Annotated in this window: 17 protein-coding genes; 11 read left to right on the forward strand and 6 right to left on the reverse strand. The window is 72.4% G+C overall.

Going from position 1 to position 14,911, the window contains the following annotated elements; genetic code table 11:
- The first annotated feature begins 64 nt into the window (after positions 1 to 64).
- Positions 65 to 529: a hypothetical protein gene (locus tag FH610_RS13845; protein WP_139574763.1), complete on the forward strand. Its 465-nt coding sequence runs from the start codon at positions 65 to 67 to the stop codon at positions 527 to 529.
- Here the strand turns inward: FH610_RS13845 and FH610_RS13850 are convergent.
- A complete protein-coding gene (locus FH610_RS13850; RefSeq protein WP_139574764.1) occupies positions 526 to 2,454 on the reverse strand; it encodes a hypothetical protein in 1,929 nt (642 codons plus the stop codon). The two genes, FH610_RS13845 and FH610_RS13850, sit on opposite strands and share 4 nt — an antisense overlap.
- Before the next feature lie 208 nt (positions 2,455 to 2,662).
- On the opposite strand from FH610_RS13850, the gene FH610_RS42855 reads away from it, so the two are divergent.
- The 3 genes from FH610_RS42855 to FH610_RS13860 all read left to right on the forward strand — a co-directional run bounded on the left by FH610_RS42855 (position 2,663) and on the right by FH610_RS13860 (position 5,628).
- The gene (locus FH610_RS42855; RefSeq protein WP_161628001.1) at positions 2,663 to 2,818 is read left to right on the forward strand and encodes a hypothetical protein; all 156 of its coding nucleotides are present in this window, start codon (positions 2,663 to 2,665) and stop codon (positions 2,816 to 2,818) included.
- 144 nt (positions 2,819 to 2,962) lie between these two features.
- Entirely contained in the window at positions 2,963 to 4,129 is a 1,167-nt protein-coding gene (locus tag FH610_RS13855) for a CaiB/BaiF CoA transferase family protein (RefSeq protein ID WP_139574766.1), read from the forward strand.
- Complete coding sequence (locus FH610_RS13860) at positions 4,126 to 5,628, forward strand: carboxyl transferase domain-containing protein (protein ID WP_139574768.1); 1,503 nt, start codon at positions 4,126 to 4,128, stop codon at positions 5,626 to 5,628. Before FH610_RS13855 ends, FH610_RS13860 begins: the two co-directional genes overlap by 4 nt.
- A 45-nt stretch (positions 5,629 to 5,673) precedes the next feature.
- On the opposite strand, the gene FH610_RS13865 is transcribed toward FH610_RS13860, so the two are convergent.
- The 4 genes from FH610_RS13865 to FH610_RS13880 are packed head-to-tail and all read right to left on the reverse strand — an operon-like array spanning position 5,674 to position 8,347.
- The gene (locus FH610_RS13865; RefSeq protein WP_139574770.1) at positions 5,674 to 6,120 is read right to left on the reverse strand and encodes a hypothetical protein; all 447 of its coding nucleotides are present in this window, start codon (positions 6,118 to 6,120) and stop codon (positions 5,674 to 5,676) included.
- Entirely contained in the window at positions 6,117 to 6,575 is a 459-nt protein-coding gene (locus tag FH610_RS13870; protein WP_240808955.1) for a hypothetical protein, read from the reverse strand. The genes FH610_RS13865 and FH610_RS13870 overlap by 4 nt, the downstream gene beginning before the upstream one ends.
- Before the next feature lie 10 nt (positions 6,576 to 6,585).
- Positions 6,586 to 7,377 carry a carbon-nitrogen hydrolase family protein gene (locus tag FH610_RS13875; RefSeq protein WP_139574772.1) on the reverse strand — a complete coding sequence of 264 codons (792 nt, stop codon included), beginning with the start codon at positions 7,375 to 7,377 and terminating at the stop codon, positions 6,586 to 6,588.
- Entirely contained in the window at positions 7,307 to 8,347 is a 1,041-nt protein-coding gene (locus FH610_RS13880) for a DUF418 domain-containing protein (protein ID WP_139574774.1), read from the reverse strand. Before FH610_RS13880 ends, FH610_RS13875 begins: the two co-directional genes overlap by 71 nt.
- Before the next feature lie 301 nt (positions 8,348 to 8,648).
- Between FH610_RS13880 and FH610_RS13885 the strand changes: the two genes are divergently transcribed.
- The 3 genes from FH610_RS13885 (at position 8,649) to FH610_RS13895 (ending at position 10,479) form a co-directional block, all read left to right on the forward strand.
- Entirely contained in the window at positions 8,649 to 9,824 is a 1,176-nt protein-coding gene (locus FH610_RS13885; protein ID WP_139574776.1) for a pyridoxal phosphate-dependent aminotransferase, read from the forward strand.
- Positions 9,825 to 9,895: 71 nt separating this feature from the next.
- Positions 9,896 to 10,099, forward strand: coding sequence for a type II toxin-antitoxin system TacA family antitoxin (locus FH610_RS13890; RefSeq protein WP_240808956.1), 204 nt, complete (start codon positions 9,896 to 9,898; stop codon positions 10,097 to 10,099).
- Positions 10,096 to 10,479, forward strand: coding sequence for a type II toxin-antitoxin system death-on-curing family toxin (locus FH610_RS13895; protein ID WP_139574777.1), 384 nt, complete (start codon positions 10,096 to 10,098; stop codon positions 10,477 to 10,479). The genes FH610_RS13890 and FH610_RS13895 overlap by 4 nt, the downstream gene beginning before the upstream one ends.
- On the opposite strand, the gene FH610_RS13900 is transcribed toward FH610_RS13895, so the two are convergent.
- Positions 10,463 to 11,104, reverse strand: a complete 642-nt coding sequence (locus FH610_RS13900; protein ID WP_161628002.1) for a TMEM175 family protein — start codon at positions 11,102 to 11,104, stop codon at positions 10,463 to 10,465. The two genes, FH610_RS13895 and FH610_RS13900, sit on opposite strands and share 17 nt — an antisense overlap.
- A 227-nt stretch (positions 11,105 to 11,331) precedes the next feature.
- Between FH610_RS13900 and FH610_RS13905 the strand changes: the two genes are divergently transcribed.
- The 4 genes from FH610_RS13905 (at position 11,332) to FH610_RS13920 (ending at position 14,907) form a co-directional block, all read left to right on the forward strand.
- The gene (locus FH610_RS13905) at positions 11,332 to 12,267 is read left to right on the forward strand and encodes a carbamate kinase (RefSeq protein WP_240808957.1); all 936 of its coding nucleotides are present in this window, start codon (positions 11,332 to 11,334) and stop codon (positions 12,265 to 12,267) included.
- Positions 12,267 to 13,373 (forward strand): barbiturase, encoded by a 1,107-nt coding sequence (gene bar, locus FH610_RS13910; RefSeq protein ID WP_139574781.1) that lies wholly within the window; start codon positions 12,267 to 12,269, stop codon positions 13,371 to 13,373. Before FH610_RS13905 ends, bar begins: the two co-directional genes overlap by 1 nt.
- A 36-nt stretch (positions 13,374 to 13,409) precedes the next feature.
- Positions 13,410 to 13,979, forward strand: a complete 570-nt coding sequence (locus tag FH610_RS13915) for an SseB family protein (protein ID WP_139574783.1) — start codon at positions 13,410 to 13,412, stop codon at positions 13,977 to 13,979.
- Positions 13,980 to 14,223: 244 nt separating this feature from the next.
- Complete coding sequence (locus FH610_RS13920) at positions 14,224 to 14,907, forward strand: prepilin peptidase (protein WP_139574785.1); 684 nt, start codon at positions 14,224 to 14,226, stop codon at positions 14,905 to 14,907.
- The last annotated feature ends 4 nt before the right edge of the window (positions 14,908 to 14,911 follow it).

The following is a 14,911-nucleotide window of genomic DNA, read 5'->3' on the forward strand; positions in this document are numbered from 1 at the left end:
AGCGTGCTACTCCCTGAGATTATGTGGCCGGATATGGTTCCGGCGAGACACGGAGGCGGACTCGATGCCCGGCGCGCCCTTTTCCGTACGGCTACGCCCCATCGCTGCCGCGCTCCTGTTGGCGCTTCTCACCTCAACCGCCTGCACATCAGAAGATTCCCCCACAGCAGCACAAGCAGGCCAAACCCTAAAAAAACACGTCCTTCAACTTCTGGAGGAGCGCAACGCCCGGAACGTGACCGTCACCGACCCCGGCGGCAAGAACATCCCCTGCGGCGACGGCAAAGCCAAACAAACCTTCGCCGCCACTGGAGAAGACCTTTGGCCAGGAACCGAACCCGACGCGCTCAACGACATGCTGCTCGGCGCGCTAAAGCGTGTGGGTGCCTATCGGATATCTGGAGCATCTGACGCGAAAACTCCGGTGGAAGTCGTCAACCGATCAACGCGCACCATCCTCCGGCTGAGCTCCAGAGAGAAGGGCCGATATCAGGTGCAGGGGGAGACCGAATGCCTCTTGATTTCCTAGCCGCCGAGTAGCTCTGCACGCGCCTGCGCGCGTTGTTTATTGCCGTCGAATCGGTCGGCCCAGCGTTGTGACGACTGTCCCAGTGAAAGTTGTTCGTCGCCGCCGAGGCCGTTGGCGATGAACCATTGGTCGAGGGCTCGCAGGCCCTGGTTGCCTGACTGAGCTATGGCCGGGAAGGGGCGGAGGTTGCCCTCGCCGTCGGCGATGGCGACACCGGGCGGGCAGGTGGCCTGGTAGTCCTTGGGCGATACGGCCGCGGGGAACCCGGCGCCGAGGAGAAGCCCGGCCACGGTGTGCTGCCGGCCCAGGGTTTCGGCGTCGTCGCTGTCGCGCAGTCGCTCGACGTTCGTCTCCTCACCGGGGCTGATGTTGTTCAGCAGGCCACGGCCCTGGTCGAGCATCAGCCACAACAGTTCCCCCTGCGGCAGGGCCTTGCCGAGCACCAACTGGCTGACGTCCCAGGCCATGTCGTCCGCGATGTCGTTGCGTTCCGCGACGTCGTCAAGAGCCTTGAGGTGTTTTTCCGCGGCGGCGAGTTCGAAGCCGCGGACGTTGCCCAGCGCGGCGAAGAGGTCATCCAGGCGAGAGGGGTCTGCGGCCTTGAGCATCGGCGGCACGTTCACGCCGACGAGGCGCTTGGCGAGGTCCCCCATGCCCTGATCGAAGGGCCTGCGGTCGGACTCGCCGCCGGCGAAGGTGAGCAGGAACCGGTAGGTGTCCTCCGGGCTCAGCCGGAACGCCGGCGACAGTCCCGGCACGCGCGACTCGACCGGGCCGAAGGCGCTGGGCAGCAGCTGGTTGGAGTCGCCGAGGTTCGCGCCCTCGGTCATCTCGGTGGCGTACGCGCCCGCGATCTCGGCGAGGTGGACGCGCGTGGGCGGGGCGAAGCGGAACGCCGAGGTCCCGGTGACGACGGCGAAGGCGAACCGCGCCGCGACGTCGCTGTGGGCTCCGTCCTTCTCGTCGTACGCGCCGGACGCGGCGGCGAGCATCCGCCCGAACGCGTCGGCGGACGTGGCGTCCACGGCCGCGCGGTCGTTCAGGTCCCGCAGGAACGTCACCAGGTCGGGCCGCCGGTCACGCGAGCCGAGACCCGGGCGCGTGAGCAGGCGGGCGGCGGCGTCCCTCGGCAGCGGGTTGTTCCTGGTCGCCAGCGCGATCGCGAGCCGCGCCGCCGCGGGATCGGCGGCCAGCGCCTCGAGGTATGGCGTCAGCGTCTCGCCGCGTGTCGTCTCCCCGGGGAGGAACACCTGTGCGGCCACCACCTCGGCCAGCCACTCGGTGGGCAGTCGCCCCGCCGACAGCAGGTCGCCGATGTCCCTGCGGTCCTCCTCGTCGTCCGCCCTGGTGCGCACGGCGGCGGCGACGGCCGCGAAGCCGGGGACCGCGGACCCTCCGCTCACCGCCGAGCCGAAAGCCCGGCTCGCGGTCCGCGCGGCCTCGTCCACGTTCTCCTGCAGCACCTGGCGCAGCCGCCGGGGCAGTTCGACGGTCCGGCGTACGCCGATGCCGGCGAAGAAGGCGGCGGCGAACTCGGAGTCGTCGGCGTGCGCGGCCAGGTCCTCGACGAGCTTGCGGTACTTGTCCACGAGGTGGAAGTCGAACGGGGCGTCCGGATCGACGTCCTTGTACGCCGCGGCGAGTGCGCCGCCCAGTCGCCGGGCCTCGGCCGACCCGAGGAGGTTCTTCTCGTCGTACGGCACCAGCGAGCCCGGCGACCAACTGGGCGCGTGGGAGAGGCTCACGGCCATCCGGTGGCGGCGGCGCAGATCGGGCAGCCGTTCGTCGATCCACCGTTCGACCTCGCCGACGGGGCTCAGGGACGCGGCGGGCAGTCCCCTCGCGGCGAACACCCGCCGGACGGCCTCGGCGCGTTCCCCGATGACCCCGCGGGCGTGCTCCAGTTCCTTGACGAAACGATCCATGGGCCCGGGGGACATGCCACTGAAGTCCGGAGACAACGGTCCCGTGCCCGGTGCATCCGATCCCACGTCTCGCCCCCAGGTCGCGTACCGACACCGCACGTCGTCCCGGTCTTCACCGTACCGCCCCGCGCGCCCCGGCACCGGTGATTGGCGGCGGTGTCCGTGGGTAGCCGTCCAGTAACGGCACAAACGGGATGGTGAGTTATAAATGGCATCTATCGTCCAGCGCATCAGGGACTACCTGCAGAGCCCCAAGGGCCGGGAGAACGTCGAGAAGGCCAAGACCGCGGCGCGTGATCCGCAGAACCAGCAGCGGCTGCGCCGGCTGATGGACCAGTGGCGCGGCCATCGCACGCATCGCTGACGCAGCCCGGGGTAGGGTGGCGGCCCGGGGCGCCGGGCCGTACCGGGAGTACGGACCGGGCTGTCGCGCCGGCGGGGTGACCTGGCAGGCTTTCCGGTGGAGACCGAAGGACGTTCTCCTCAGCGACCCCCGTGGAGGCTGGCCGTGCAGGGACCTCTCAGCGGCATCGTCGTCCTCGATCTGTCCCGGGCCCTCGCCGGGCCGCACTGCGCGCAGATGCTTGGCGACCTGGGCGCCCACGTGATCAAGGTGGAGCACCCGTCGGGTGACGAGTCACGCGGATGGGGCCCGCCCTTCGTAGGCCCGGATCACGACATATCCACGTACTTCCTCGCGGCCAACCGCAACAAGCGGTCGCTCACGGTGGACATGAAGTCCGAGGAGGGCCGCGACCTGATCGAGCGGCTCGTACGGCAGAGCGACGTGCTGGTGGAGAACTTCCGCACCGGCGTGCTCGACCGCCTCGGGTTCTCCGCCGAGCGCCTGCACGGGCTCAATCCCCGGCTGGTGATCCTGTCCATCACCGGATTCGGCCACGACGGTCCCGAGGGCGGCCGGCCGGGCTACGACCAGATCGCCCAGGGGGAGGCCGGGCTGATGTCGCTGACCGGTCCTTCGCCCGACGAGCCCTACCGGGTCGGAGCCTCGATCGCCGACCTGCTCGCGGGCATCCACGGCGCGTACGGCGTGGTCGCGGCGCTGTACGAGCGCGAGCGCACCGGTCGCGGGACGGTCGTCAGGACGTCCCTGCTGGCGTCGGTCGTGGGTGTGCACTCCTACCACGGCACCGCCTGGACCGTCGGCGGCGCGGTGCCGAAGGCGGGCGGCAACCACCACGCCTCCATCGCCCCGTACGGCGCCTTCCGCTGCGCCGACGGCATGATCCAGATCGCGGTGGCCAACGACGGGCAGTGGCGCAAGGTCGCCCAGCTACTGGACATCGATCCCGGAATGCCGAAATATGCGACGAACAGGGATAGGTTCGCCCATCGGGAAGAGCTGATCGCCGAGATGGAGAAGGCGCTGGCGGCGCACGATCGCGAGCACTGGCTCGCGGCGCTGGGGGAGATCGGCGTGCCCGCGGGCGCGATCCGGTCGATCGACGAGGTGTACGCCTGGGACCAGGTGCGGTCACAGGGCCTGCTCGTCACCGTCGACCATCCCGTGCTCGGCCCGATCGAGCTGCCCGGCCCGCCGCTGCGGTTCGACGGCCGGGCCTCGGATGACGGGCATGCCGCGCCTCCCGGCCTGGGCCAGGACAACGACGCCGTGCTCGACTGGCTGGCCGAACGGGAGCGGCGCTCGCCGTGAACGAAGGCGACGCGGGCAGGCCGGACGCGCGGACGCTGATCGCGCGGGTGCTCGACGCGCACTCGTGGAAGTCGTGGGACGAGCCTCCGCGGGACCGGGCCGCGCCCGGGTCGGAGTACGCCGCCGAACTCGCCCGCGTCCGGGCCAGGACGGGGTACGACGAGTCGGTCGTCACCGGTGAGGGCACGCTCGACGGACGCCGGGTGGTCGTCGTCGCCTGCGAGTTCTCCTTCCTGGCCGGCTCGATCGGGGTGGCGGCGGCCGAGCGGCTCGTCCGGGCCGTCGAACGGGCCACCGCCGAGCGCCTGCCGCTGCTCGCCGCCCCCGCCAGCGGCGGCACCCGCATGCAGGAGGGCGCGCTGGCCTTCACCCAGATGGTGAAGATCACCGCGGCGGTCGCCGCCCACCGCGCCGCCGGCCTGCCGTACGTCGTCTATCTGCGCCATCCCACGACGGGCGGGGTGTTCGCGTCATGGGGCTCGCTCGGGCATGTGACGGCCGCTGAGCCGGGCGCGCTCATCGGCTTCCTCGGGCCTCGGGTGTTCGAGGCGCTGCACGGCTACCCGTTCCCCCAGGGAGTCCAGGTCGCGGAGAACCTCTACGCCCATGGGCTGGTCGACGCCGTGGTCTCGGCCGAGGACGCGCGGGAGATCGCCATCCAGGCGCTGGCCGTGCTCTGCGCCCCGCGCGCGGGTCTGAAGCCCGGCCAGGAACCCGAGGAGGCGGCCGAACCGGCACCGGCGTGGGAGGCCATCACCCGCTCGCGCCGTGACGACCGCCCCGGCGTGCGCGACCTGCTCAGATACGGCGCGCGGGACGTGACACCGCTGCACGGCACCGGCACGGGGGAGCGTGACCCCGGCCTCCTGCTGGCGCTGGCCAGATTCGGCGCCGCGCCCGCCGTCGTCCTCGGCCAGGACCGGCGGCGGCAGCGGGCGGGCAGCACGCTCGGCCCGGCCGGGCTGCGGGTGGCCAGGCGCGGCATGCGCCTGGCCGGCGAACTGCGCCTGCCGCTGGTCACGGTCGTGGACACCGGCGGGGCGGAGCTGTCGAAGGCGGCCGAGGAGGGCGGCCTGGCCGCCGAGATCGCCCGCTGTCTGGCCGACCTCGTCATGCTGGACGCGCCGACCGTGTGCCTGCTGCTGGGGGAGGGCGCGGGCGGCGCCGCGCTGGCCCTGCTCCCGGCCGACCGGGTCGTCTGCGCGCAGCACGCCTGGCTGTCACCGCTCCCGCCGGAGGGCGCGTCGGCGTTGCTGTACCGGACCGTCGACTTCGCCCAGGAGATCGCCGCCGCACAGGGCGTACGCGCCGCCGACCTGCGGCGGGACGGCATCGTGGACAGGATCGTGCCGGAACGGCCGGACGCGGCGTACGAGCCGGAGGAGTTCTGCCGCAGGGTCGGCCGCACGCTCGAACACGAGATCGCGGGCCTGCTGGACCGCCCGGCGGGGGAGCGGACGGCGGCCCGCTTCGCCCGCTATCGGTCGCTCGGCTCCTGAACCGGCCGCCTCACCCTCACTCAAAACCCTGCCTCGCCCGGGTCCTCACGGGCTCTCGTGACCGTCCGCCCGGTCAGGAGTGAGCGGCACGGGCACGCGCTCCACCCGGATCGCGTGGACCTCGTCGCGGGGCACGACCACCTCGTAGGCGCCGTGGTCCACCAGCCAGTAGCCGAGCGCCTCGGCCTTGAGGCCGTTGTGGCCGGTGTAGGCGATGTGCAGGCCGCCCTCTCCGCCGTCGCCACCGTCGTCCTCGTCCAGCACGAGGCACGGCTCGCCGCCGAACGCCCCGACCGTGCGCAGCAGGGTCAGCCGCTCCAGCGCGGAGCGGCTCACCCGCAGCCGCCAGTAGCCGCCCGCGGAGGTGAACCCCTCCTGCGGCGTCTCGCTGAACAGCACCACGTCGTCGCCGCCGGGCCCGACCGCGGCGGCGTAGTCCCGGTCGCGGTAGCGGGCGACGAATCCCAGGCCGGCCGGCTCGATCTCGCTCATCGCGCCGGCCGCCAGGTCAGGCCGTCGTACCCGGCGAAGGGACGCTCACCGGCCGCGGTGAGGTGGACGATCTCCGCGCCCGCGGGGATCGGCATGGGCATCGTGTGGAACTGTGGCACCACCTGCTCGCGCGAGGCGGTGAAGCCGTTCCCGGTGAAGGGCGGTGCATCGCTCCAATCACCGCCCATGTGCGGGCCGTACGGGACGACGTAGGTGTCGATGTCCCGCGCGTCCCAGCGCATGATGTACAGCTCGGGCACGTCCGGCGTCAGCTCCGATCCGTCGAAGCACAGGTCGAGGGCCTCGACGAGCGCGGCGGGGGTGGTGAGGCGGTCGCAGTCCTGCACGCGGTACACGTAGCCGGAGATGATCGTGCGACGGCCCGACAGGTATGGCACGAGCAGCCGCGGCGGAACCACCTTCTGCATCCGTGTCCTGTGTCCCGGCTCGCTCATGGGGCCAAGTTTACGATCTGTGGACTCCGAGCCGGCGGTGTTCGAGCGAGGGGAGGGTGGCGCGGGCGGTCTCCGTCCACGCCGCGTCGATCTCCGCGATCAGCACGCCGGGGCCGGTGCCCAGGTCATGCCGGGCGACGCCCATCGGATCGACGAGCATGCTGCGGCCCACACCGAACCCGTCCGGTATGGCGGGATTGGGCGCTTGACCGACCGCGATGGTCCAGGTGGTGTTCTCGATCGCCCTGGCCCTGACGAGGGTCGTCCAGTGGTCCTCCTTCAGCGGCCCCGAGCCCCAGGCGGCGATCACCGCGAACGTGTCCGCGCCCTGGTCGACCAGCGCGCGGGCCAGTTCGGGGAAGCGGACGTCGTAGCAGGTGATCAGGCCGATCCTGAGCCCGGCCAGCTCCACGACCGCCGGCGCGTCCCCCGGCGCGACCAGCTTCGACTCCTTCGCGCCGAAGGAGTCGAACAGGTGGATCTTCCGGTAGGCCGCGGCGAGCGACCCGTCCTCCCGCAGGGCGACGGCCGTGTTCCAGACCCTGCCGTCCGCGGCGGGCTCGAAGACGCCGGCGATGACGGCCGTGCCGTGCTCGCGCGCGGCCTCGGCCAGGCCGGTGACGAACGGGCCGTCCAGCGGCTGGGCGGTCTCGACGATCCCCGGGCCGAACCGGGCGAGCGTCGCCTCGGGGAACACAGCGAGGTCCGCCCCCCGCGCCCGTGCGAGGGCGTCACGCACGGTCGAGAGGTTGGTCTCCGGGTCGTGGTCGACGGGGATCTGGCACAGCGCTACGCGGGTCACGGATCACAGTCTGCCCGGTCGCCGCCACACCCCACCAGGTGCCCCGTGAGGTGCCCCACCAGGTGAGCGTGCGCCACACCCACTCCAGCGGGCCGTACCGGTGCCGGGCGAGCCACCACCTGCAGAAGACCGCCTGCGCGGCGACGGTGACGACGGCGAGCACCACGACGGCGGCTCCCGTGCCGTCGGCCTCCAGAAGCGGCATCGCCACCACGATCACCGTCGTGCCCGTCACGTAGTTGGTCAGCGTCATCCGGCCCAGCGCCTCGAACACCGCCGCATGACGGGCGAGCAGCAGGAACGCCGTCGCGTACGCCATCGCGCCGCACAGCGCCGCCGCCTGATAGATCCCCCCACCGGGCGGCGCGTGGTTCCACCACCAGGTCAGCCCGGCCGCGAGCAGGGCCGCCGTCCCGCACACGACGCCGAGGAACGGCCCGCTGCCCAGGCCGTCCGTCCCGCCGAGGCGCCCGGCCCCCCTCGCCCGCTCCTCGGGGGCGGCGGCCAGGCCGAGCAGGAACAGCGCGGTGATCAGCACGTACGGATGGGGGTCGAGCACGGCGGCGACCAGGACGCCGCAGCCCACCAGCAGCACGGCCGCCCGGGGAAGGAAGCTCGCCGGCAGCAGGACGACCACCCCCAGCAGCGCGTACGGCAGCAGCACCTCGCCGGGGTCGATCAGGATGTGCGCCGCGCCCAGCGCCGCGAGCACGGCCAGGCGCCGCAGCATGACGACGCGCGGGCGCCGCGTGCGCAGCCGTGCGGAGCGCAGGAACAGCGCGAAGGACAACCCGAACAGGAACGCGAACATCGGGTAGAAGCGGCTCTGGAACAGGTTCTCCATCACCCAGTCCAGCGAGGTCGGCCCCAGCCGCAGCCTCTGCTGCCAGGCGTTGACCAGCATGATCCCGCACACGGCGAACCCGCGCAGCGCGTCGACCCGCCGGATCCTGCCTGTCGCCACGCTCACCCGCCGGTCCCTTCGTCAGCGCGCATCGAGGCGCGGGCGGGTCCACCCGTCGGCGGCCACGTCCCGCAGCGCCCGCTCGTGCGTGCGACCCTCCCATCGACTCTCACCAGCGCAGCAGCCGTCGCCACCGAAGTCGCCACGGTGCCGGCGAATCCGCAGGGACGGCCCTGCCGGCCCTGATCGCCAAGATACGTGAGCGCTTCGCGCGGCGTCCGGAGCGGCTCGAATCCAAGGAACGGCTTGCGCTCGCGCTCGATGAGGAGTTCATGAGCCGGAGGTGTCGCCGGATAGGGTTGACCGCGTGAGCGAGCCGCTGGTGCGGCGGATGCGGGAGTTCGGCACGACCGTGTTCGCCACGATGACGAAGCTGGCCGTGGAGACGGGCTCGATCAACCTGGGCCAGGGCTTCCCGGACACCGACGGGCCGGAGCGCATGCTGGAGCGGGCGGTCGAGGCCGTGCGAAGCGGCCTCAACCAGTACCCGCCCGGGCCGGGCCTCCCCGAGCTGAGGCAGGCGGTCGCCGAGCACCGCAAGCAGTGGTACGGCCTCGCCTACGACCCCGACGGGGAGGTCCTCGTCACCGTCGGCGCCACCGAGGCCATCGCCGCGGCGATCCTCGCGCTCTGCGAACCGGGCGACGAGGTGGTCGTCTTCGAGCCCTACTACGACTCCTACGCCGCGGCCGTCGCGCTCGCGGGAGCCGTGCGCAGGGCGGTCACGCTGCGTGTCGACGCGGGGCGGTTCACCTTCGATCCGGCCGAGCTGGAGGCCGCGATCACGCCCCGCACCCGCGCGATCCTGGTGAACTCGCCGCACAACCCGACCGGCACCGTGTTCACCCGTGAGGAGCTGGAGTGCGTCGCCCGGGTCTGCCTGGAGCACGACCTGATCGCGGTGACCGACGAGGTGTACGAGCACCTCGCCTTCGACGGCGTCGAGCACGTTCCGCTCGCCACGCTGCCCGGCATGCGCGAGCGTACGGTCATGATCTCCTCAGCGGGCAAGACCTTCAGCGTGACCGGCTGGAAGACCGGCTGGGTGTGCGCTCCGGCGCCGCTCGCGGGCGCCGTGCAGGCGGTCAAGCAGTTCCTCACCTTCACCGCGAACGCCCCCTGGCAGGCCGCGGTCGCGTACGCCCTGCGGGAGGAGATGGAGTGGGTCGCGGCCCAGCGGGCGGCCCTGCAGGCCAAGCGGGACCGCCTCGTGACGGGCCTGGCGAAGGCCGGCTTCGACGTGCTCCGGCCGGCCGGCACCTATTTCGTGCAGACCGACATACGGCCGCTCGGCTTCGACGACGGGCTGGAGCTGGCCCGGCGGCTGCCCGAGCTGGCGGGAGTGGTGGCCATCCCGACCCAGGTCTTCTACGACCACCCCGCACGGGGTCGTCACTTCCTGCGGTTCGCCTTCTGCAAGCGGGACGAGGTCATCGACGAGGCGGTGACCCGCCTGCGCCGCCTCGGCGGCGATCAGGCGTGATGGCGGAGGGTCACCTCCTGCCGATTCTCGGCCGACGGTATCGGCGTGACACCGCTCCCTAGGATGAAGGCATGGCCATGACGCTTCGCCTGACCGACGAGCAGACCGAGGCCCTCCGGCGGCGTGCCGAGAAGGAAGGCCGGAGCATGCAGCAGATCGCCCTGCACGCGATCGACGACTACCTCGCCCGCGTCGCCGACGACGAGTACTCCGACATGCTGGCCGAGAAGGGGGCCCAGCGTTTCGCGGACCTCCTGCGCAGGCTGGGAGAGTGATCCGCTACATCAGCCTTGACCAGGGGCTGCGCATCGCCCGCCACGCGACGGGAGCGCCGGTCGAGGTGCGTGACATCGGGCTTCTCGAGGCGGCGCTGCTGCGTCCGCGGACGTCGTTGTTCGGGCGGGACGCCTACCCGGGCCTGCTGACCAAGGCCGCGGCCATCCTGCATTCGATCCTCTCCAACCACCCGCTCGTGGACGGCAACAAGCGAGCGGCATGGCTCACGATGTACGTCTTCTGTGCGAAGAACGGAGTGGAGATCGAACCGCGGGACGACGACGTCGCCTACGACTTCGTGATCGCGGTCGCGTCGGGGAAGCTCACCGAGGTCGACGAGATCGCGGACGTGTTGCGCGGCTTCACCGCCTCATCCTGAGCACACGGACCGTGCCGGCGGCGACGAGCGGGGTCGCCAGCCACAGGAAGGGCACCGCGGTGACCGCCCACGCGCTCGCCGCGGCGGTCAGCAGCCAGTAGATCCCGATGGCCCAGTAGATGCAGGCGTTGCCGCGCAGGCGTCGCAGGTCGGCGTCCGGCCGGTGCACGCGCTGCGCCAGCACCAGGGTGAACAGCGCGCCCTGGGCGAGCAGCAGGATGGCCTCGTTGCCGGCGAACAGGCCGGTCGCCAGGGCCCTCGCGTCCGCCTCGGCCGGCAGGTGGCTGGCGTTGGTCTCGCCGAAGATCGACGTCGTGTACGGCAGGACGGCCACGAAGAACAGCAGCGGGATGTGCAGCAGGAGCATCGACTGCGACACCCGCTCGATCTGGTCGAACAGCGTGTGATGGGCCCGCCAGGCGAACCAGAGCATGAGAAAGGCGATGGCGAAGGCCATGAAGGAGCCGAAGTGGTCCCCGAAGAAGGCGCCCAGCCGCTGGAAGTCCTCGCCCTCAGGGCGGGGGAGTTCCAGAGCGAGCAGCGTGATGGCGATCGCGAAGATCGCGTCGGCGAAGACGCCGACGCGTTCGTGCGTGAGCCCGGGACGCACCTGAGGCGTGGCCATGCGGATCTCCATGAAAGGGGGGCAGTGGCGAGCATTCTGGCAGAAGTCGCCTCGGACCGGAGCCGGCCGGCGACGGGAAGGCCATGTGCCCGGACCCCGGTGGTGACGGCCTCCGCCGCTCGGTGCCGAGCGTGTTTGCCGAGCTTGGTGAAATCTGCCCATGAATGCGGCAGGGGTGGGCGAGACTCGCCAATGAAGGCCCGGATGGGGCTGGATAGTTTCCGGGTGTGGGCGGACGCGTACTGATCGCACTGGGCGGCAACGCCATGACGGCTCCCGACGGGAGCGCGTCCCCGGCTGACCAGCAGCGGGCGATCGGCGAGGCGATGGCCCACGTGGCGGCGCTGAGCAGGGCTGGGCACGAGGTGGTGCTCACCCACGGCAACGGCCCCCAGGTCGGCAATCTCCTGCTGAAGAACCAGCTCGCCGCCCACGTCGTGCCGCCGGTGCCGCTCGACTGGTGCGTGGCCCAGACGCAGGGCACGATCGGCACGCTCATCATGAACGCCCTGCAGCGCGAGGCGGGGCACGCCCGGGTGGCGGCGATCGTCACCCGCACGCTCGTGGACCCGGCCGACCCGGCGTTCCAGGACCCCGTCAAGCCGATCGGGCGGTACTTCGGGGAGGAGGAGGCGCGCCGATTCGAGGGGCACGGCCAGGTGTGGCGGCGCTTCGACCGCGGATGGCGCCGGGTGGTCGCCTCGCCGCGGCCCGTGGAGATCCTGGACGCCCCCGCGGCCGTCGCGCTCATCGACGCCGGGTTCACCGTCGTCGCCGCGGGAGGCGGGGGAGTGCCGGTCGTGCGCGGGGAGGACGGCACGCTGACCGGAATCGAGGCCGTGATCGACAAGGATCTCGCCGCCGCCGCGCTGGCGGTCGCCGTCGGTGCCACCGACCTCGTGATCGCGACCGACGTGCCGTACGCCGCCGTCGACTTCGGCACGCCCCGCGCCCGCCCGATCGGGGAGATCGACGTGGCCGCCCTGCGCGAGTTGCAGGCGGCCGGTCACTTCGCCGGAGGCAGCATGGGGCCGAAGGTCGAGGCCGCCCTGTGCTTCGCCGAGGAGACCGGGGGACGGGCCGTGATCACCTCGCTGCACCACATCGGTGCCGCGCTGTCAGGAAATATCGGTACGAGGGTGTACAGAGGGGTGGAGAGATAGTGCCGGATCCGATCGAGGTACGGAAGGTTCCCATCGAGAGCGTCACCGACGCCTCCGGGCTGGCGAGGCTGATCGACGACGGCGTGATCGAGGCCGACCGCGTGCTGGCCGTGATCGGCAAGACCGAGGGCAACGGCGGCGTGAACGACTACACGCGGATCCTGGCCGACCGGGCCTTCCGCGAGGTGCTCGTGGCCAAGGGCACGCGTACCGCCGAGGAGGCCGCGCAGGTGCCCCTGGTGTGGTCCGGCGGCACCGACGGCGTGCTCAGCCCGCACGCGACGATCTTCGCGACCGTCGATCCGGCCACGGCCGTACGGACCGACGAGCCGCGGGTGAGCGTCGGCGTGGCGATGAGCGAGGTGATCCTCCCCGAGGACATCGGCAGGCCCGCCATGGTCGAGAAGGTGGCCGCCGGGGTGCGCGAGGCGATGAAGATCGCCGGCATCGACGACCCGGCCGACGTCCACTACGTGCAGACCAAGACGCCGCTGCTCACGCTGTCCACGATCACCGACGCCAAGGAGCGCGGCCAGACGGTCGTCACCGAGGACACGCTGAAGTCGATGGACATCTCCAACTCCACCACGGCGCTCGGCATCGCCGTCGCGCTCGGGGAGATCGAGACGCCCTCGGCGGAGCAGATCCACAAGGACCTGTCGCTCTACTCGTCGGTCGCCTCCTGCTCCAGCGGCGTCGAGCTCGACCGGGCCCAGATCGTCGTGGTGGGCAACGTACGCGGGATCGGCGGGCGCTACCGCGCCGGCCACTCGGTCATGAAGGACGCCCTGGACGCCGACGGGATCTGGGAGGCCATCCGCGGCGCGGGCGTCGACCTACCGGAGCGCCCGCACCCGGACGACCTCGGCGACCGGCTGGTGAACCTGTTCATCAAGTGCGAGGCCGACCCGTCGGGCCGCGTACGCGGGCGGCGCAACATCATGCTCGACGACTCCGACGTCCACTGGCATCGCCAGATCAAGGCGACCGTCGGCGGGGTGGCGGCGAGCGTGACCGGCGACCCGGCCGTGTTCGTCTCCGTGGCGGCGGTCCATCAGGGCCCGTCCGGAGGAGGCCCCGTGATCGCCATCGCCGACCTGGGCTGACGCCTCCGGCGCGGTCCTTGGGTAGGGTCGGGAGACGTGCCATCGATTCCGCAGCCCCTGCGCCCCGACGACGACGGCGGCACCGACGCGTCCGTCGCGTCGGCGCTGTCGGCGTTCCAGGCCGGCACGGCGACGGCGGCCGACGTCCTGGCGGCGCTCGCCGGGACGAGGCTGCTGGTGCCCGTGGTCGCGCTGCTCACCGAGTCGGAAGTGGGGGAGCACGGCCTGCGCCAGGAGAAGGAGAGCGAGATGGCCCTCCCGAAACTGGTCGGCAAGGACGGTCGTGAGGCCGTGCTCGCCTTCACCGGGACCGAGCCGATGCGCAGGTGGCGCCCGGACGCCCGGCCGGTGCAGGCCACGGCCCCGCAGGTCTGCCAGGCGGCGCGGCACGAGAGCGCCGCCGCCGTGGTGGTGGACGTGGCCGGGCCGGTCCCGTTCGTGATCGAGGGCGGCATGCTGCAGGCGCTCGCCACGGTGGAGGAGGCTAAGCGGGACGCCTCCGCCGTGGACCGCCTCGCCCGCGAGGTGCCGGGTGCCACGGTGGCCCGTCTGGGGACCGCGGAGGACAAGCGCCGCGGCCGCTGGTGGAGCCGCCGCCGCGCCTGAGCGGCCTCGACCGCCGCCCCGCGCGCTGCCCGGCACCTCCTGCCTGACACGCCTGTGCCGCCGTGGCACCCGAACGTCCGCCCGATCCCGCCCGACCCCGGCTGACCTCCTGTGACGCTCGACCCGCCGCGGGCCGAGACGGGCCGCGCGGCCGGCGACGGCCGCGTCGTCCACAGGAACGCGGTCGTCCACAGGGGGCCCGCACCCCGGCCCTCGGCGGCGCGCGGGCGTTAGTGTCGGCCGCGTGCCCCTCGTCGTCCTCGCCGCCGTCCTCGGCCTGATCGCCGGCGTGTACGCGCGGGCGGCCTCCCGCGGGTTCTGCGCGGAGCCGGACGACCGGCGCGAGAGCCGCCGCGGAGAGGCGCGGAAGGCTCTCGCGGCGGCGGCCCGCACCGTGCCGCTGCCCCGCCCGCCGTTCGCGGTCGAGGGCGCGACCGCGCTGGCCGCGGCGCTGGTGGCCTGGCGCGTCCACGACGGCTGGGTGCTCGCCGCGTGGCTGTACGCCGTGGTGGCGGGGGCCGCGCTCGCGGAGATCGACCGGAGGACCTGGCGGCTGCCCGACGCGATCACGCTGCCGTCGTACCCGATCCTGCTGGCCCTGCTCGCGCCGTCCGGCCGCCTGCTGCCCGCGGTGGCGTCGGGCTGCGCGCTCGGCGCCGTCTACGCCGTGCTGTGGTTCGCCCGCCCCACGGGCCTCGGGCTCGGCGACGTCAAGCTGGCCGGGCTGATCGGCCTGCTCACCGGCGCGCTCGGCGTGCAGGCCACGGTCGTCGCCGGGATGGCGGGCCAGGTCCTCGGCGCGCTGTACGCCGTGGGGCTGCTCCTGGCCCGCAGAGCCACCCGCACGACCGAGTTCCCGTTCGGCCCTTTCATGCTCGCGGGGGCGCTCGTCGCAGTGGCCTTTCCCGGGGCTTTCCCCGGTGGGTAGCACG

Source organism: Microbispora catharanthi (assembly GCF_006334915.2).
GTDB lineage: Bacteria > Actinomycetota > Actinomycetes > Streptosporangiales > Streptosporangiaceae > Microbispora > Microbispora catharanthi.